The organism is Bacteroides sp. LFL-34, from assembly GCF_027257075.1.
Taxonomy (GTDB): Bacteria; Bacteroidota; Bacteroidia; order Bacteroidales; family Bacteroidaceae; genus Bacteroides; species Bacteroides ovatus.
Genome location: NZ_JAPQKZ010000031.1, coordinates 48,720 through 66,095 on the forward strand (window position 1 = coordinate 48,720; position 17,376 = coordinate 66,095).

Annotated in this window: 16 protein-coding genes; 7 read left to right on the forward strand and 9 right to left on the reverse strand. The window is 45.2% G+C overall.

The features are described from left to right. Positions 1-70: 70 nt before the first annotated feature. Genes rimM through tsaB form a run of 4 tightly spaced genes read right to left on the reverse strand, consistent with a single transcriptional unit; the run spans position 71 to position 3,281 of the window. Entirely contained in the window at positions 71-613 is a 543-nt protein-coding gene (gene rimM / locus N5O98_RS17735) for a ribosome maturation factor RimM (RefSeq protein ID WP_004296795.1), read from the reverse strand. Beyond that, positions 610-1,914: a UDP-N-acetylglucosamine 1-carboxyvinyltransferase gene (murA, locus tag N5O98_RS17740; RefSeq protein ID WP_004296796.1), complete on the reverse strand. Its 1,305-nt coding sequence runs from the start codon at positions 1,912-1,914 to the stop codon at positions 610-612. Before murA ends, rimM begins: the two co-directional genes overlap by 4 nt. A gap of 29 nt (positions 1,915-1,943) precedes the next feature. Then, complete coding sequence (locus N5O98_RS17745) at positions 1,944-2,555, reverse strand: DUF4290 domain-containing protein (protein ID WP_004296797.1); 612 nt, start codon at positions 2,553-2,555, stop codon at positions 1,944-1,946. Positions 2,556-2,591: 36 nt separating this feature from the next. Next, positions 2,592-3,281 (reverse strand): tRNA (adenosine(37)-N6)-threonylcarbamoyltransferase complex dimerization subunit type 1 TsaB, encoded by a 690-nt coding sequence (gene tsaB, locus N5O98_RS17750; RefSeq protein ID WP_004306883.1) that lies wholly within the window; start codon positions 3,279-3,281, stop codon positions 2,592-2,594. An 89-nt stretch (positions 3,282-3,370) separates the two neighbouring features. On the opposite strand from tsaB, the gene N5O98_RS17755 reads away from it, so the two are divergent. From N5O98_RS17755 to nadD, 3 genes are read left to right on the forward strand one after another with little or no spacing between them, the layout of a single operon-like run. Next, on the forward strand, positions 3,371-4,252 hold the full coding sequence (locus tag N5O98_RS17755; protein WP_004296799.1) for a YicC/YloC family endoribonuclease: 882 nt from the start codon (positions 3,371-3,373) through the stop codon (positions 4,250-4,252). A 43-nt stretch (positions 4,253-4,295) separates the two neighbouring features. Beyond that, positions 4,296-4,862, forward strand: a complete 567-nt coding sequence (gmk, locus tag N5O98_RS17760) for a guanylate kinase (protein WP_004306884.1) — start codon at positions 4,296-4,298, stop codon at positions 4,860-4,862. Further along, entirely contained in the window at positions 4,859-5,428 is a 570-nt protein-coding gene (gene nadD, locus N5O98_RS17765) for a nicotinate (nicotinamide) nucleotide adenylyltransferase (RefSeq protein ID WP_004296801.1), read from the forward strand. The genes gmk and nadD overlap by 4 nt, the downstream gene beginning before the upstream one ends. Positions 5,429-5,446: 18 nt before the next feature. Here the strand turns inward: nadD and N5O98_RS17770 are convergent, their stop codons facing one another. Continuing rightward, complete coding sequence (locus N5O98_RS17770) at positions 5,447-6,736, reverse strand: ATP-binding protein (RefSeq protein WP_118161294.1); 1,290 nt, start codon at positions 6,734-6,736, stop codon at positions 5,447-5,449. A 199-nt stretch (positions 6,737-6,935) separates the two neighbouring features. Further along, positions 6,936-7,997, reverse strand: a complete 1,062-nt coding sequence (locus tag N5O98_RS17775) for a metallophosphoesterase (protein ID WP_004306886.1) — start codon at positions 7,995-7,997, stop codon at positions 6,936-6,938. 88 nt (positions 7,998-8,085) lie between these two features. Here N5O98_RS17775 and N5O98_RS17780 point away from each other — a divergent pair, with 88 nt between their 5' ends. Beyond that, positions 8,086-8,979 (forward strand): 1,4-dihydroxy-2-naphthoate polyprenyltransferase, encoded by an 894-nt coding sequence (locus N5O98_RS17780; RefSeq protein ID WP_004296804.1) that lies wholly within the window; start codon positions 8,086-8,088, stop codon positions 8,977-8,979. A 3-nt stretch (positions 8,980-8,982) separates the two neighbouring features. Here the strand turns inward: N5O98_RS17780 and rfbB are convergent, their stop codons facing one another. From rfbB to N5O98_RS17795, 3 genes are all read right to left on the reverse strand, one after another. Further along, positions 8,983-10,119 (reverse strand): dTDP-glucose 4,6-dehydratase, encoded by a 1,137-nt coding sequence (gene rfbB / locus N5O98_RS17785; RefSeq protein ID WP_004308968.1) that lies wholly within the window; start codon positions 10,117-10,119, stop codon positions 8,983-8,985. Positions 10,120-10,140: 21 nt separating this feature from the next. Further along, positions 10,141-11,010, reverse strand: a complete 870-nt coding sequence (gene rfbA / locus N5O98_RS17790; RefSeq protein ID WP_004296806.1) for a glucose-1-phosphate thymidylyltransferase RfbA — start codon at positions 11,008-11,010, stop codon at positions 10,141-10,143. Between the two features lie 99 nt (positions 11,011-11,109). Then, positions 11,110-11,604 carry a metallophosphoesterase family protein gene (locus tag N5O98_RS17795; RefSeq protein ID WP_004296807.1) on the reverse strand — a complete coding sequence of 165 codons (495 nt, stop codon included), beginning with the start codon at positions 11,602-11,604 and terminating at the stop codon, positions 11,110-11,112. A gap of 55 nt (positions 11,605-11,659) precedes the next feature. Between N5O98_RS17795 and N5O98_RS17800 the strand changes: the two genes are divergently transcribed. The 3 genes from N5O98_RS17800 (at position 11,660) to imm9 (ending at position 17,218) form a co-directional block, all read left to right on the forward strand. Beyond that, on the forward strand, positions 11,660-13,747 hold the full coding sequence (locus tag N5O98_RS17800) for an RNA degradosome polyphosphate kinase (protein WP_004296808.1): 2,088 nt from the start codon (positions 11,660-11,662) through the stop codon (positions 13,745-13,747). Between the two features lie 481 nt (positions 13,748-14,228). Continuing rightward, positions 14,229-16,478, forward strand: coding sequence for an inorganic phosphate transporter (locus tag N5O98_RS17805; RefSeq protein WP_004308971.1), 2,250 nt, complete (start codon positions 14,229-14,231; stop codon positions 16,476-16,478). 233 nt (positions 16,479-16,711) lie between these two features. Beyond that, complete coding sequence (imm9, locus tag N5O98_RS17810) at positions 16,712-17,218, forward strand: Imm9 family immunity protein (RefSeq protein WP_004296812.1); 507 nt, start codon at positions 16,712-16,714, stop codon at positions 17,216-17,218. Positions 17,219-17,376 lie beyond the last annotated feature (158 nt).

The window sequence follows — 17,376 nt, forward strand, 5'->3', positions numbered from 1 at the left end:
GTATTTACTGTTTTTACTATTTACTATTTACTATTTTCAGTGGATGAGCGGCTCATCGTTTTATTCGTTCTCACCGGTCATCTTCCAATTCCTCCAGATTGAGCAACCCTTCGGGAAGTTCCACCGTGATGAGTTTCTGTTTCTGGTCTATTCCTACGATAAATTCCTCCTGGGCGGGAACGAGCAGTTCCTCTTCTTCCGCTCCTTCAACCACGAAAAGGGTGTTTACCGTAGTGGTATCTACATCTATGACTTCTCCCAGAAGTCCGTGATGGATGTCTTCCATCTGGAAACCGATAAAGAAGTTCCAGGATAATTCGCCATCTTCCGCTTCTTCGGCGTGTTTCACGGGGAAGTAGACTTCAATGTTGGTGAACATTCGGGCACGTTCGGCACTGTCGACTCCTTCCAGTTTCACCAAGGCGGTGGAGTCTGAACGGAAGCGGTATTCTTCGATGAAGAAAGGCACGAAAATGCCATCGAGCAGGCATATCAGGTAATCACAGTCCACACGGTCGAAAATATCGTCCGTGAAGGTAAATTGCAATTCGCCGTGGATGCCGTGCGGTTTATTGAATAATCCTATCTTGTATACTTCTTCTTTCTTTATCATATCCGGGTGATTCTGGCTCCGATAGCGTTCAGACGTCCTTCGATGTTCTGATAACCACGGTCTATCTGTTCGATGTTACTAATGGTACTGGTGCCTTCGGCGCTCATGGCGGCAATCAGAAGGGCGATACCGGCACGTATATCCGGTGAAGTCAGGCGGGCGCCGCGCAGCTTGAAGCCGTGGTTGTGTCCGATGACTACGGCGCGGTGAGGGTCGCAGAGAATGATCTGTGCACCCATGTCGATCAGCTTGTCCACAAAGAACAGGCGGCTTTCGAACATTTTCTGATGGATCAGTACGCTGCCTTTGGCTTGTGTGGCTACAACGAGCATCACACTTAGCAAGTCGGGAGTCAGTCCCGGCCAAGTGGCGTCGGCTATCGTCATGATGGAGCCGTCGATAAATGATTCTATCTGGTATGTTTCCTGTGCGGGAACGTAAATATCGTCTCCTCTTTGTTCGAGCTTGATGCCCAGACGGCGGAAGCTCTCGGGGATGATTCCAAGATTTTCGTAAGAAACATTCTTGATGGTAATTTCGCTTTTCGTCATTGCCGCCATGCCGATGAAGCTGCCCACTTCAATCATGTCGGGCAGTACGGTGTGTTGCGTGCCGTGCAGTTCTTCCACGCCTTCGATGGTGAGCAGGTTGGATGCGATACCGCTGATTTTGGCTCCCATCCGGTTGAGTAACCGGCAGAGTTGTTGCACGTAGGGTTCGCAGGCGGCATTGTAAATGGTGGTCGTACCTTTGGCAAGTACGGCTGCCATGACGATGTTGGCTGTTCCGGTGACAGATGCTTCGTCCAGTAGCATATAGCTTCCCTGAAGTCTGTCGGCCGTTATTTCGTAGATACCCCGCTCTTCGTCGTAGCGGAAGTCGGCCCCTAAATTCTGAATACCTACAAAGTGAGTGTCCAGACGGCGGCGACCGATTTTATCTCCTCCCGGCTTGGAAATCAATGCCTTGCCGAAACGTGCCACCATGGGACCTATAAGCATCACAGAGCCTCGCAGACTGGAACATTTCTTTAGGAATTCATCGCTTTCCAAATAAGCCAGGTCTACATTTTCTGCTTTAAAACTATAAGAATCAATGCCTTTCTTTGCAACCGTCACTCCCATCTCCCGCAAGAGCTGAATCAGGTTGTTGACATCAAGAATGTCAGGTATATTGTTCACCGTCACTTCCTCTGCGGTCAGCAACGTGGCACAGATTATCTGCAAAACTTCGTTTTTAGCTCCTTGCGGGTGGATTTCTCCGCTAAGCCGATGTCCTCCTTCGATTACAAATGAAGCCATTAATTTTTTTAGTATTAAGTATAAAGTGTTTAGTATCTTCTTTTATTGTTTTGACGATTGTTGGTATAGTTCGTCTTCGGACGGTAGTTCTGATTCAGGCGTTCTGCCATCAGCCGGACGATATCGTCGGTCATTTGGAGTTCCCCGTTGGACAGTTCGTATAGGTCTTCGGCAATCTTTTTGTCGTCCACTGTATCTTTGTTCCATGCCAAGTAATCCTTTTTCATGTGGTTGCAGATAAGGGCAATCAGGTTTCTCTTTTCGTTTCCTTCAGGGAATTCGATCGCTTTTTTTATCAGTACTTCCAGCGTATGTCCGTAGTGACGGTAACGCATACGGGCAGTGGAGTAGGGGATATGGTCCGGGCGGGTCACCAGATTGTCCTTGCGGATGATTTCATACGGATAGTCAATATCCAGCTCAAAACCGGACATGATAGCCAGGTGGTCCCAAAGCTTGTGCTTGAAATCGGGTACATCACGCAAATGGGGGAACATATTTCCCATAATGTTGATGATGGTGTTGGCACAACGCTGACGTTCTGCACGATCCTGAATGGTCAACGCATAATCTACCATGTTCTGGATGCTACGTCCGTATTCGGGAAGCGGCATTCTTTTCTGTTGAGTATTGTATTGCATTTGTTAAATTAAAATTGAGAATTAAAAATTAAAAAATTAAAGAAGCTTTTTCGGCATGGAGGCAACGAATTCTTTCAGGTAGAAAGGTTCGAAGTAAGCCACGTCTTTATAGTCTTCATCGGCCACTGCTTTTTCTGCCAGTGGGAACATCATTTTAGCCAACGGATGGATATTGTCGATAAAATGTGCGTTCGGATGCGTGATCTGTTCGCGGCATTTGTCGGCTCCGTTTCCAAAGAAATAAACCGGTTGTTCGTTCAGGAACTCCAGGTAAGAGTTCTCATCTACGATGTCGGCGGCAACTGTACGTTTCACTTGTAGACGACGGTCATAGACGGCTGCATATACTTCCATGCGGCGGGCGTCGATCATCGGACAAAGCAAAGCGTTTTCGGGCAAGTCGTGATACAACAGCACCGGAACACTCAATACTTCCAGCGTCGGGATACCGATCAAGGGGATATTGCGCCCGTAACAAATTCCTTTCGCCATAGAAACCCCGATTCGGAGTCCGGTGTACGAACCCGGTCCGCAACTCACTGCAACGGCATCCAAAGGGATGGCATGACTGTCTATGAACGACAATGCTTCATCTACAAAAACTCCTAAAGACACGGCGTGTGAAGGGCCTTTCAAGTCTTCTTTCACAAAAATCGTCTGTCCGTCTTGACTGGCCGCTACCGAGCAAACAGAGGTAGAGGTTTCAATATTCAGTATACACGACATAAAAATCAGCTTATTAAATTGTCGCAAATTTACATGATTATTTCCAATTCTTAAAATATTCGTGTACTTTTGCACAAAACTTTAAGGTTATGATACAGTCTATGACAGGATACGGTAAAGCTACGGCCGAACTTCCTGATAAAAAAATAAATGTAGAAATCAAGTCGCTCAACAGCAAGGCAATGGATTTGTCCACTCGCATCGCTCCGGCGTATCGTGAAAAAGAGATTGAAATCCGTAATGAGATTTCTAAAGTTCTGGAACGTGGAAAAGCTGACTTCAGCCTGTGGATAGAGAAGAAGGAGGGTGCGGATGCTGCTCCCATCAATAAGGATGTACTGAAAAGTTATTATAGCCAGTTGGATTCGATAAGCCGCGAACTGGGGATTCCTTGTCCCGCACCGGAAGACTGGCTCCAACTATTACTTCGCATGCCGGACGTGATGACGAAAACGGAAATTCAGGAACTGACGGAAGAGGAATGGAGCATGGTGCATGCTACCATACTTGAAGCCATCAGTCATTTGGTAGATTTCCGCAAACAGGAGGGGGCTGCATTGGAAAAGAAATTCCGTGAGAAGATTGCCAACATCAACAGTTTGCTCGAACAGATTACTCCTTACGAGAAAGAACGTGTAGAGAAAGTGAAGGAACGCATCACTGATGCTCTCGAAAAGACGTTAAGCGTAGACTACGACAAGAATCGTTTGGAACAGGAACTGATTTACTACATCGAAAAGCTGGATGTCAACGAAGAAAAACAACGTCTTAGCAACCATCTGAAATATTTCATCAGCACGATGGAAAGTGGTAGCGGACAGGGTAAAAAGCTTGGTTTTATCGCCCAGGAAATGGGTAGGGAGATCAACACGTTAGGCAGCAAGTCCAATCATGCTGAAATGCAGAAGATCGTAGTTCAGATGAAGGATGAACTGGAACAGATTAAGGAACAGGTGCTGAACGTGATGTAAAACAGTATCTATCATTTTTAATTCTTAATTCTTCATTAAACTTATGACCGGTAAGCTAATTATTTTCTCTGCTCCGTCGGGTTCGGGCAAATCTACTATAATCAATTATCTGCTGACGCAGAACTTGAATTTAGCGTTTTCTATTTCTGCTACCAGCCGTCCTCCGCGTGGAACGGAGCAGCATGGGGTTGAATATTTCTTCCTTACGCCGGAAGAATTTCGCCAACGCATTGAGAACAACGAATTTCTGGAGTATGAGGAGGTGTATAAGGACCGTTATTACGGAACGCTGAAAGCGCAGGTAGAAAAGCAATTGGAAGCGGGTCAGAATGTGGTGTTTGACGTAGATGTGGTTGGCGGATGCAATATCAAGAAGTTTTATGGTGATCGTGCATTGTCGGTGTTTATCCAGCCGCCTTCGGTGGAAGAATTACGCTGCCGGTTGGAAGGACGTGGAACGGATGCGCCGGAAGTGATTGAAAGTCGCATCGCTAAGGCGGAATATGAATTGGGTTTTGCTCCGCAATTCGATTGTGTGATTGTCAATGACAATTTGGAAACTGCTAAAGCGGAAGCTTTGAAAGTTATCAAAGAGTTTTTGGAACAATGAATAAGCAGAAAACCGGAATCTTCAGCGGATCATTCAATCCGATTCACATCGGACATCTTGCTCTAGCCAACTACCTTTGTGAGTATGAAGGATTGGATGAAATCTGGTTTATGGTGAGTCCTCAGAATCCTTTGAAAGCACAGGAGAAGTTATGGAATGATGAATTACGTCTCGAACTGGTAAAGTTGAGCATCAGTGACTATCCTCGTTTTCAGGCTTCAGATTTTGAGTTTCATTTGCCTCGCCCCTCATATAGCGTATATACGTTGGAGAAACTGCGTGAGGCATTTCCCGATCGCGAGTTTTATTTCATTATCGGTTCCGATAATTGGGAACGTTTTGGATATTGGTATCAGTCCGAACGTATCATTAAAGAGAATCAGATTCTTATTTACCCCCGTCCCGGCTTTCCCGTCAAAGAGGAGGAATTGCCGGAAACGGTGCGTCTCGTTCATTCCCCTGTATTTGAAATCAGTTCTACTTTTATTCGAGAAGCATTGGATGCAGGGAAAGATGTTCGATACTTTGTGCATCCAAAGGTCTGGGAGACTATAAAAGAAAGATAATATACGTCTTTGAATATATTAAAATATATATCCGACAGAATATAACGGATAATTTGTCAGCCACTCCTGTTGCCGGTAATCTGACATGGAAAAACGAATGCCATGTAGTCCTGGATTCTTTTCAACAAAAGAACGCAGACTTTTCGACTGTAAGTTTTCTTCTGCTTTCACTTCAACCGGAATAATATAGATTTCTTTTTGCAATAGAAAATCCAACTCTCCTTTGGAAGTATCTGAAGACCAGTAATAAATATTCAAGCCTTTCACCGATTTCAGTTGTTGTAACACATATTGTTCGGTAATTGCTCCTTTATAATCGGTAAATAAAACATTTCCTTCCAATAATGCCTGTGGGGGGAGTCCGCTCATTGCTCCCATTAATCCGGTATCCAGCATAAATAGTTTGAATGCAGAAAAATCTTCGTATGCCGATAAAGGTATTCCACCTTTCTTTACCCGGTTTACTTTATAAATAAGGCCGGCATCTATCAACCATTCCATAGACAGTTCAAAATCTTTGGCTCTTGCTCCTTCTTTTATAACTCCATAAATGAATTTGCGATTTTCTTTTGCTAACTGTGCCGGAATCGAACGCCACACCATACGAATTCTGGGTACTTCGGCAATAGGAGCATGTTTGGAGAAATCACGATCATAAGAATCCAGTATATTTTGTTGTAACTGGCGGACTTCGGCATAGTCTTTGTGTTCAATAAAGGCATTGACTACTTCAGGCATTCCTCCTACGAAATAATACTGTTTAAGGAAGTCGGTGAGTTTAGAGCGGAAGGTAGAAATCAGGTTCCAATCTTGCTTAGCGAGCAAGCTGGCAAAAGGTTCTTGTCCGATAGCTTCTAAAAACTCGGAAAAAGAAAGTGGATATAAGTCTATAAAATCGACTTTTCCTACTGGGAAAGAATCATTTTGATGCATCGCAATCCCCAATAAAGAACCAGCTGCAATGACATGATACTGTGGTGCTTTCTCTTGGAAATACTTCATAGCTGTCAAACCGCGTGGAGCTTCCTGAAGCTCGTCAAAAAGAATTAAAGTATCCGTATTTACTACTTTTCCGGTAACTAATTGGATAGCCATTAAAATACGTTCGATATCAAAATCTTTTTGGAAAATCTCCTTCATCACTTCATTGTCTTCGAAGTTGATGTAAGCAAACTGTTTGTAAGCAGTAGCCGCAAACTCTTTCATGAGCCATGTCTTTCCTACCTGACGGGCTCCGCGAATAATCAAAGGCTTTCGTGTAGACTTTTCTTTCCAGTCATACAATTCTTGCATTGCATCTCTTCTCATACTTCTTTCTTTTATTATCAGCTACTTATAGATGCAAATGTAAGCATTAAAAGGGATATTAACAAAAAAGTAGTACATTAAAAATGTGATCTTTAACAAAAAGTCGTATCCTAAAAGTGTGGTATATCACAGAAAGTCGTACCTTAAAAATGTAGAATGCTACTATTCGGGTTGTTTTTTCATACCAAGCTACGATACTTTACTCCGTCAATCGATGAAGAGTAATAACGATGATTTCTGCCGGAGCACCAACACGGATTGGTAATTTGGAGGTTCCTATTCCGTTTGTTATAATCAAAGGTATTTTTGCAGAATTATATGCCAGTCCGGTGATGAAACGATTGCCATAGTGTGAGTTAAGTGCCGGGGCAACTCCGAATACACGGACTTGTCCGCCGTGGGTGTGTCCTGCCAGGGCAAGGTCGGTGTTAGCTACTGAAACATCTTCTATGTAATCCGGAGTATGAACCAGTAAGATGACAAAATCTTTGGGAGAGAGTGCCAGAGTAGGCGATACTCCGTTGCGCCCCAGATCAAAAGGATTGCGCACTCCAGCGATAATGATCTGCTGCCCGTCTTTACGAAGCGTATCTACTTCATGTTCTAACGGACGCATGCCGTAATGTTTCATTGTATTCACAATATCGTCGTGGCAACGTTCGTAGTCGTTATTGCCCATTACCCCATAAGTGCCCATCGGTGTTTTTACGCGTGCCAGTGCGGAAAACAAAGGTTCCACATATTCACAACCTTCCTGATAGTCACCACCCATTAGAAGCACATCAGCCTTTTGAGCAATCAGTAGGCGGACAAGGTCGTTCAGGCCTTTTTCTTTCAGCAGACTTTTGTAGTGTAAGTCGGAAATGAAAGCGATACGGAAACCTTCAAAGGCTTCGGGAACATCGCGGTGTGTAAAGTCATATTTTACTACACGGTCCACTCCGGTATAGACAGAAGATACATCTACGCTGGAAGAAGTGATTTTTGTTCCCCGCAGTACCAGATCCGACGATTCGTGTGTATCGGTAGAAGTCTTTTCCTTTGTATTCTGCTTTTTGTTTTTGGAAACATTCAGCTCTTTGAGTTGCGAGTGGTCGGGGGAGAATAACCCGGCTATGGCATTAGCCGTATCCGGATAAATAGAATCTGAATTTAAAACAGGGCGTGGCAAGGTAGCCACCATATTCTTTTTCGACTTACAGGAAACCAGCAAAAGCAATGTCAACAGGATAACAGGGTAGATTGTTTTTATTTTCTTCATCTTCTCTTAGTTTGAAGTTTTTCGGGGTGCAAAGATACGAAAAATCATGTATCTTTGTCCGTCAAAACTATTTATAATATATTAAAGTATGGAAGAAGTAAAGCGTAACTCGCTACAAGCATGGATATTAGCTGCACGTCCCAAAACGCTGACAGGGGCCATAACTCCGGTTATGATAGGTACTGCTCTTGCTGCAATGGACGGACGTTTTCACTGGTTGCCTGCACTGATCTGCTGTCTGTTTGCAAGTCTGATGCAAATTGCCGCTAATTTCATCAATGACCTTTTCGACTTCCTCAAAGGAACAGACCGGGAAGACCGGTTAGGCCCCGAACGTGCTTGTGCGCAAGGATGGATTTCTCCGCAAGCGATGAAAACCGGGATTATTATTACGGTTGCTCTTGCCTGCCTTATCGGCTGTACGTTACTCTTCTTTGCCGGGTGGGAATTGATTATCGTAGGAGTGCTTTGTGTGTTATTTGCCTTTCTTTATACCACCGGTCCTTATCCTCTTTCTTACAACGGTTGGGGCGATGTATTGGTGATTGTCTTTTTCGGCTTTGTACCCGTAGGCGGAACATATTACGTACAGGCGCTAACTTGGACACCGGATGTCACTATCGCCTCTTTAATCTGCGGACTGCTTATCGATACATTGTTGGTAGTCAATAATTATCGTGACCGCGAAGCGGATGCACGCAGTGGAAAAAGGACAGTGATCGTTCGTTTTGGCGAGAAATTCGGTCGCTATTTTTATTTGATGCTGGGGATTACCGCTTCTCTTCTCTGCTTGTGTTTCCTTCGTGAAGGTCATTTCTACGCCGCTTTTCTTCCGCAACTTTATCTGATCCCTCATTTCCTTACCTGGAAACGGATGGTGAAAATATACAGCGGTAAAAAATTAAACAGCATATTAGGCGAGACTTCGCGTAATATGCTGCTTATGGGTATTCTTATTGCAATAGGAATGTTGATAAATTGAGAATCATTTCCCGTACATCTTTTCGTAGTAACCCTGATAATCTCCGCTGGTAACTTCTTCCACCCAAGCTTGGTTGGCTAAATACCATTCGATTGTCTTTACGATACCGACCTCGAATTTAGTTTCGGGATACCATCCTAAGGCATTTGTTATCTTGGTGGGGTCGATAGCATAACGTTGGTCGTGTCCCAGACGGTCCTTAACGAAAGTAATCAGATCTTCGTTGATCCAGTCGATCGAAATATCTCCGTTTTCGTCTTTCACTTTCTTTTTGAGAACCTGACGATATTCGGGATTTTCTGCCATCAGACGGTGGATAGTCGAAATTGTCAGTTTCACGATTTCGAGGTTTGTTTTCTCGTTGTGTCCACCAACGTTGTACACTTCTCCGTCTTGACCTTCACGCACAACGAGGTCGATTGCTTTGCAGTGGTCTTCCACATAAAGCCAGTCGCGCACATTGCTACCGTCACCGTAGACGGGGAGATGCTTTCCTTCGAGGATATTCTTGATAATCAACGGAATCAATTTTTCCGGGAAGTGGTACGGACCGTAGTTGTTGGAGCAACGGGTAATCGTTACCGGCATTTTATAAGTGTCGTGGTAAGCCATTACCACCATGTCTGCACTTGTCTTAGAAGCACTGTATGGGCTGTGAGGACAAAGCGGAGTTGCTTCAGTGAAATACCCTTCGGCTCCCAATGAACCATACACCTCATCGGTAGATACCTGATGATAGCGTACACCTTTTCTCCAGGTCGGATATCCTTGTTCGTCTTTCCCCATTACCCATGCACGGCGTGCACAATCCAGTAAGTTCTGTGTTCCGAGAATGTTGGTAATCAGAAACAGTTGCGGATTTTCAATGCTGCGGTCCACATGGCTCTCGGCAGCGAAATTCACCACATAGTCAAAACGATACTCAGCAAAAAGACCGTCTACCACATCGCGGCTACAAATGTCTCCTTTGATAAAGACACAGCGTTCGTTGTCGATGTCTTTGGCAATCGTTCCTAAGTTACCTGCATACGTCAAAGCGTCCAATATCACGACTTTGATGTCGTTATGTTTGGCTAAGATGTACTTGATGTAATTTGCCCCGATAAATCCTGCGGCACCGGTCACTAGATAAGTTTTCATATTTTATTCTTTATGTTGATTTTAGGATTGTTTAGCCAATTCGATAAGGTACTTTCCATACTCGGTTTTTTCGAGCTGTTGACCCAGTAGAAGCAACTGCTCCGTCGGAATCCATCCCTGACGCCAGGCGATTTCTTCAATACAGCTGACGTAAAAACCTTGGCGGTTCTGAATAGTGGCCACGAAGTTGGAAGCTTCCAGCAGACTGTCGCAGTTACCCGTATCGAGCCATGCAAATCCGCGTCCGAAGAGTTCCACTTTCAATGTACCTTCTTCCAGATACAGACGGTTCAAGTCTGTTATCTCATACTCTCCACGTGCTGAAGGACGAAGAGCCGCTGCTTTTTCCGTCACACTGGCATCGTAGAAATAAAGTCCCGGAACGGCATAATTACTTTTCGGCACTTCCGGCTTTTCTTCCAGTGAAATCACTTTTCCCTGTTCGTCAAATTCCACTACACCATAAGCGCGCGGGTCTTTCACGTAGTAACCGAAGATGCAGGCGCCCTTTTCTATATTGGCAGCCCGGCGGAGCATGGCGGAGAAGCCCTGTCCGTAAAACATATTATCCCCAAGAATCAGACAGCCCGGTTCGCCGTTCAGGAAATCGGCTCCCAATACGAAAGCTTGTGCCAGTCCGTTAGGTTGTTCCTGAATTTTATAGGAGAAAGACATACCCAGTTCCTCACCCGTTCCCAACAAGTCGCGGAACATCGGCAAGTCGCGTGGAGTCGAAATAATCAACACTTCGCGTATTCCTGCCAACATAAGTGTTGACAACGGATAATAAATCATCGGCTTGTCATACACAGGCATGATTTGTTTGGAAATCGCTTTAGAGAGCGGATAAAGTCGGGTGGCACTACCACCGGCTAGAATAATTCCTTTCATGTTCGTCTGAGTTATTCATTAACTGCGTGCAAAGGTCGGAAAGAATTCCGACGTGGCAAAATTTTAAAATAATTTTTCAATCTGGCAGGAACATTTATTTTATTTGTCCGCCAATTCGATGACTTCCAAGTCCTGAAAGGCCCCCTGGTTGATAACAAAACGTACCAAAGTCCGTACCTTGTGGAAACCGGACATGCCGGCAGCTCCCGGATTAATATGCAACATATCCAGTGTTTTATCATATTTCACCTTTAATATATGAGAATGTCCGCTGATAAAAAGTTTGGGCGGACGTGCCATCAGACTGCCGATGATGGAAGGATCGTATTTCCCCGGATAACCGCCGATATGTTTAATCAGCACTTCTGCACCATCCACCGTGAAACGGTTTATTTGCGGATACAGCTTTCTGATTTCCTGTCCGTCAATATTTCCATATACCGCCCGGAATGGACGGAAGGCGGCTAACTTTTCCGCTACTTCCAGCGAACCGATGTCTCCGGCATGCCAGATTTCGTCACACGGTTCAAAATATTCCAGATATTTCTCGTCCCAGTAAGCGTGAGTATCAGATAATAATCCAATTCTTGTCATAAATTTCTTTGTTTAATCCCACAAAGATACTATATTTGGAAAAATCTTAAAGCACATGGAAAGCAAATATAATTATTTCAAGCGAGATATTAGTTGGCTCTCATTCAATTACCGCGTATTGTTGGAGGCTCTGGACGAGCGTCTACCGCTCTACGAACGTATCAACTTCATCTCTATCTACTCTTCCAACCTCGAAGAGTTTTACAAAATCCGTGTAGCCGACCATAAAGCTGTTGCCTCCGGCGCTACGGAAAGTGATGAAGAAACCGTACAATCCGCCCGCGAACTGGTAGAAGAAATAAATAAAGAAGTCACCCGCCAGCTGGATGACCGTGTACGCATTTATGAAGAGAAACTACTACCTGCCCTGCGCAAGAATCACATCATCTTTTATCAGGACAGACATGTAGAACCGTTCCACCAGCAGTTTATTAAAGACTTTTTCCGGGAAGAAATTTTTCCCTACCTGCAGCCTGTGCCTGTATCCAAAGATAAAATAGTCTCCTTCCTGCGGGATAACCGCCTTTACCTGGCCATACGAGTCTATCCGAAGAAAGAAGGAAATGAAGGAACTACCAGTCTAACAGAATCCCGGCAACCTCTTTACTTCGTGATGAAGCAACCCTACGCCAAAGTGCCCCGCTTCATCGAACTTCCATCCCGCGAGAAAAACCATTACCTGATGTTTACCGAAGATATAATCAAGGCAAACCTCAACCTTATTTTCCCCGGCTACGATGTTGATTCCAGCTACTGCATCAAAATCTCCCGTGACGCTGACATATTAATTGACGACACCGCCAGCAGTGCCGACCTTGTCGCTCAACTCAAGAAGAAAGTGAAGAAACGTAAGATCGGTGACGTCTGCCGTTTCGTCTACGACCGTGGTATGCCTCATGACTTTCTGGACTTTCTGGTAGACGCCTTCCATATTCAGCGTGATGAACTTGTCCCCGGCGACAAGCACCTGAATCTTGAAGACCTGCGTCATCTTCCCAACCCGAACAAATCTCTTCACAGCCTCGAAAAGCCGAAGCCAATGAAGCTGACCATCCTCGACGAAAAAGAATCTATCTTCAACTACGTTGCCAAGAAGGACCTGTTATTATATTACCCTTATCACTCTTTCGAGCACTTCATCCACTTCCTGTATGAAGCCGTGCACAACCCGGAAACCCGTGAAATCATGGTAACCCAATACCGCGTAGCTGAAAACTCCGCCGTCATCAACACCCTGATAGCCGCCGCCCAAAACGGCAAGAAAGTCACCGTATTCGTGGAACTGAAAGCCCGTTTCGACGAAGAAAACAACCTTGCCACGGCCGAAATGATGCAAGCCGCCGGCATTAAAATAATATACAGCATACCCGGTCTGAAAGTACACGCCAAAGTAGCCCTTATCCGCCGCCGCGGACTGAACGGTGAAAAAATACCCAGCTACGCCTATATCAGCACCGGTAACTTTAATGAAAAGACCGCCACCCTCTACGCCGACTGTGGCCTTTTCACCTGCCGTCCGAAGATAGTGGCCGACCTCTATAACCTCTTCCGCACCCTGCAAGGCAAAGAAGACCCGAAGTTCACCACCCTTCTTGTCGCTCGTTTCAACCTCATCCCCGAATTGAACCGCCTGATTGATCGGGAAATCGCCCTCGCCGACGAAGGCAAACAAGGCCGTATCATCCTAAAAATGAACGCCCTCCAAGACCCCGCCATGATTGACCGTCTCTACGAAGCCTCCGAACACGGCGTACAAATAGACCTCATCGTCCGTGGAATCTGTTGTCTTATCCCCGGACAGTCATACAGTCGTAACATCCGTGTCACCCGTATTGTAGACAGTTTCCTCGAACACGCCCGCATCTGGTACTTCGGCAACGACGGCAAACCCAAAGTCTTCATGGGCTCCCCCGACTGGATGCGTCGTAACCTCTACCGCCGCATCGAAGCCATCACCCCCATTCTCGCCCCCGACCTGCGTGACAGCCTCATCGAAATGCTTAATATCCAGCTCGCCGACAACCAAAAAGCCTGCTGGGTAGACGACAACCTGCGAAATATATTCAAAAAAAGAGCGCCCGGCACCCCCGCTGTACGAGCCCAATACACCTTCTATGACTGGTTAAACAAAACAAATAACTAAAAAACAACCAACTAATTAACTAACATAAGAATCCCATACCCGTGTCCTGCAACTTACAACACCCCACACGGCCTTCCCGCAACGTTCCCGCTGCACATCCCCGTTATACGCCCTTACTACATGGCTTCCCTCGCAACAACCACACCGACATCTCATGCAACCTCCCCCACAACGCCCACCCCGCACGCCCCTCCGGCCTACTTTTTTCTCCGTCAAGCGAGCCCCCGTAACGGAGCGTCAAAAAGGGCAGACTGTTTGAGCGTAGCGAGTTTCTGCCCTTTAGCGCAGTGCAGGGAGCGAGTAGGAGAAAAAAGTCAGCCTTGAATTTTTCTTTGCTTCTTTCTTTTGTTTCAAGACAAAAGAAAGACGATTACGAGACAAAAGAAAGATGATTGTAACATAAATGTAACATGTATGACACCTCCCTGCAACGTCAAATCCCGTCCTTTGCAGCCGGAAACAACATACACATATATTTATTATGGAGACTATTTATTTATGCATTATCATCTTCCTCTTTGTACTAGCTGTTTTCGATCTGATAGTCGGAGTCAGTAATGATGCAGTTAACTTTTTGAACTCTGCGGTAGGCGCCAAGGCCGCTTCGTTTAAAACCATTCTTTTCATAGCCGGTATTGGTATATTCATTGGCGCTTCCCTGTCCAACGGTATGATGGACATTGCCCGGCACGGCATCTACCAGCCCGAGCACTTCTACTTTGCCGAAATCATGTGCATTCTGCTGGCCGTCATGTTGACCGACGTAGTACTGCTGGACGTATTCAACTCCATGGGGATGCCCACCTCTACCACCGTTTCACTAGTCTTTGAACTACTCGGAGGTACCTTTGCCCTCTCACTTATCAAAGTACATAATAGCGATACCCTCGGTCTGGGCGACCTCATAAACACCGACAAAGCCCTCTCCGTCATCATGGCGATCTTCGTCTCCGTCGCTATCGCCTTCTTCTTCGGAATGCTTGTACAATGGCTTGCCCGTGTGATATTCACTTTCAACTATACGAAAAAGATGAAATACAGCATTGCCCTCTTCGGAGGTGTAGCCGCTACCGCTATCATCTATTTCATGCTTATCAAAGGACTGAAAGACAGCTCCTTCATGACCTCTGAAAACAAACACTGGATACAAGACAACACACTGATGCTAATCACCGTTTTCTTTGTATTCTTCACCGTACTGATGCAAATCCTTCACTGGATGAAAATCAATGTTTTCAAAGTCGTCGTACTGATGGGAACCTTCGCTCTGGCTCTCGCTTTTGCCGGTAACGACCTTGTCAACTTTATTGGCGTTCCCCTCGCAGGTTTCTCCTCTTTTTTAGATTACACCGCCAACGGAGAAGGAAATCCGAACGGCTTCCTGATGACCTCCTTGCTGGGACCTGCTAAAACACCGTGGTATTTTCTTATCGGAGCCGGAGCCGTCATGGTCTACGCCCTCTGCACCTCTAAAAAAGCACATGCTGTAATTAAAACATCTGTCGACCTTTCCCGCCAAGATGAAGGAGAAGAAGCATTCGGAAGTACTCCGATCGCCCGCACAGTAGTCCGCATCAGCATGACACTTGCCAATGGAATCTCCCGAATAATGCCGGACGGCAGCAAAAAATGGCTTGACTCCCGCTTCCGCAAAGACGAAGCAATCATTGCCGACGGAGCTGCTTTCGACCTTGTCCGCGCTTCTGTCAACCTGGTATTGGCCGGTCTGCTCATCGCCTTGGGAACCTCCCTGAAACTTCCCCTTTCCACCACCTACGTAACCTTCATGGTAGCTATGGGTACTTCTTTGGCCGACCGCGCCTGGGGACGTGATTCAGCCGTTTACCGTATCACCGGCGTATTAAGCGTCATCGGAGGCTGGTTCATCACCGCCGGAGCCGCCTTCACCATCTGTTTCTTCGTAGCTCTCGTACTCCATTATGGAGGTAACATCTCTATCATCGCCCTCATCGGTATAGCTGTATTCATCTTGATCCGTAGCCAGGTGATGTACAAGAAACGCAAAGCGAAAGAACAAGGTAACGAAACGCTGAAGCAACTGATGCAAACCACAGACAGCACAGAAGCCCTGCAACTGATGCGTAAGCACACCCGCGAAGAACTTTCCAAAGTATTGGAATATGCAGAAACAAATTTCGAACTGACTGTCACTTCATTCCTTCATGAAAATCTGCGAGGATTGCGTCGTGCCATGGGGTCCACTAAATTTGAGAAACAGCTCATCAAACAGATGAAACGTTCGGGCACCGTCGCCATGTGTCGTCTCGACAATAACACCGTACTCGAAAAAGGACTTTATTACTATCAAGGCAACGACTTCGCCAGCGAATTGGTCTACAGTATTTCCCGCCTCTGCGAACCTTGCCTCGAACATATCGACAACAACTTCAACCCATTGGACGCCATCCAGAAAGGTGAATTCAGCGATGTATCCGAAGATATCACCTATCTGATTCAGCAGTGTCGTAAGAAAATGGAAAACAACGAGTACAACGACTTCGAAGAAGAAATCCGTCGTGCCAACGACCTCAACGGACAGCTTTCACTATTGAAACGTAAGGAACTGCAACGCATCCAAAGCCAATCAGGAAGCATCCGGGTGAGCATGGTGTATCTCACGATGGTTCAGGAAGCACAGAACGTAGTCACTTATACCATCAATTTGATGAAAGTAAGCCGTAAATTCCAGATAGAAACTGAAATGCCGTAAGGACGAAAAGCAAGGATCGTCCACTGAATAACGGACGAATCATACTCCGCACGGAAAGGACTGTCTGATAAACCCTGTTTACATAGGAGGGGGTGTATCAAACAGTCCTTTCTTTTTCAGAAATAGGTTTAAAAAAGCTCTATTCTTTAGTATTTGATCTGGTAAAATTGTATATTTATAGTCGATAAGATACTTGAGACGATTTTAGATGCAATGATATAAAAACGAAATGAATGAAATATCAGTTAGAAATAACCACCTTACTGGTTCCTGTCAATGTGCATCAACTGTTTGAGAAATGTGAATGGCCTGAACTAAACTGTTTTGACAGAGAAATGGTTGAAGGCTATTTCTCTGATTTGGTGAATGGTATTCAAACCGATGAGGCTTTGGACGATTGGACGCTGACCGTTGTCCTTTATATCGGCACTTATTTGGGAGCCAACCATATCAGTATCTGGAAACATGGAATCACCGATACGGTAACTAAAGAAAAAGTGCTGACGATAGGTATACCTCTTCCTTGTAGTAAAACCATTCGTTGGGGAGTGAAGAAGAAAGGACGTTTTACGGGTAAAATACCGGATGAAAGCTTTAGGAGGAATAACAGACTCCTTCCCGTCAACTTTGCAAAATATGATAATATGGAGACCTATATAGAAGATAACATCCGGATAGCCCTTTTGAACCTGTTTGAAGTTGGTTTTACCCTGAAAGGATATAAAGTAAAGAAGCGGTAATAAGTAACTGAATTGTAATCAAACTTCTTTTTCATAGGGATTAAACTTGCTTATCCCGGCAGGAAAACGTATCTTTGTTGGTAAGAAAACTATAACCGCAAGTTCTGATTATAAAACCGAAACTTTTGATTATGTAATCAGAAGTTTCAGTTATAAAA

What these genes read in the sequence shown, in the direction of transcription:
- rimM (WP_004296795.1), bottom strand. Translation starts at nt 613, where the DNA reads ATGATAAAGAAAGAAGAAGTATACAAGATAGGATTATTCAATAAACCG.
- murA (WP_004296796.1), bottom strand. Translation starts at nt 1,914, where the DNA reads ATGGCTTCATTTGTAATCGAAGGAGGACATCGGCTTAGCGGAGAAATC.
- N5O98_RS17745 (WP_004296797.1), bottom strand. Translation starts at nt 2,555, where the DNA reads ATGCAATACAATACTCAACAGAAAAGAATGCCGCTTCCCGAATACGGA.
- tsaB (WP_004306883.1), bottom strand. Translation starts at nt 3,281, where the DNA reads ATGTCGTGTATACTGAATATTGAAACCTCTACCTCTGTTTGCTCGGTA.
- N5O98_RS17755 (WP_004296799.1), top strand. Translation starts at nt 3,371, where the DNA reads ATGATACAGTCTATGACAGGATACGGTAAAGCTACGGCCGAACTTCCT.
- gmk (WP_004306884.1), top strand. Translation starts at nt 4,296, where the DNA reads ATGACCGGTAAGCTAATTATTTTCTCTGCTCCGTCGGGTTCGGGCAAA.
- nadD (WP_004296801.1), top strand. Translation starts at nt 4,859, where the DNA reads ATGAATAAGCAGAAAACCGGAATCTTCAGCGGATCATTCAATCCGATT.
- N5O98_RS17770 (WP_118161294.1), bottom strand. Translation starts at nt 6,736, where the DNA reads ATGAGAAGAGATGCAATGCAAGAATTGTATGACTGGAAAGAAAAGTCT.
- N5O98_RS17775 (WP_004306886.1), bottom strand. Translation starts at nt 7,997, where the DNA reads ATGAAGAAAATAAAAACAATCTACCCTGTTATCCTGTTGACATTGCTT.
- N5O98_RS17780 (WP_004296804.1), top strand. Translation starts at nt 8,086, where the DNA reads ATGGAAGAAGTAAAGCGTAACTCGCTACAAGCATGGATATTAGCTGCA.
- rfbB (WP_004308968.1), bottom strand. Translation starts at nt 10,119, where the DNA reads ATGAAAACTTATCTAGTGACCGGTGCCGCAGGATTTATCGGGGCAAAT.
- rfbA (WP_004296806.1), bottom strand. Translation starts at nt 11,010, where the DNA reads ATGAAAGGAATTATTCTAGCCGGTGGTAGTGCCACCCGACTTTATCCG.
- N5O98_RS17795 (WP_004296807.1), bottom strand. Translation starts at nt 11,604, where the DNA reads ATGACAAGAATTGGATTATTATCTGATACTCACGCTTACTGGGACGAG.
- N5O98_RS17800 (WP_004296808.1), top strand. Translation starts at nt 11,660, where the DNA reads ATGGAAAGCAAATATAATTATTTCAAGCGAGATATTAGTTGGCTCTCA.
- N5O98_RS17805 (WP_004308971.1), top strand. Translation starts at nt 14,229, where the DNA reads ATGGAGACTATTTATTTATGCATTATCATCTTCCTCTTTGTACTAGCT.
- imm9 (WP_004296812.1), top strand. Translation starts at nt 16,712, where the DNA reads ATGAAATATCAGTTAGAAATAACCACCTTACTGGTTCCTGTCAATGTG.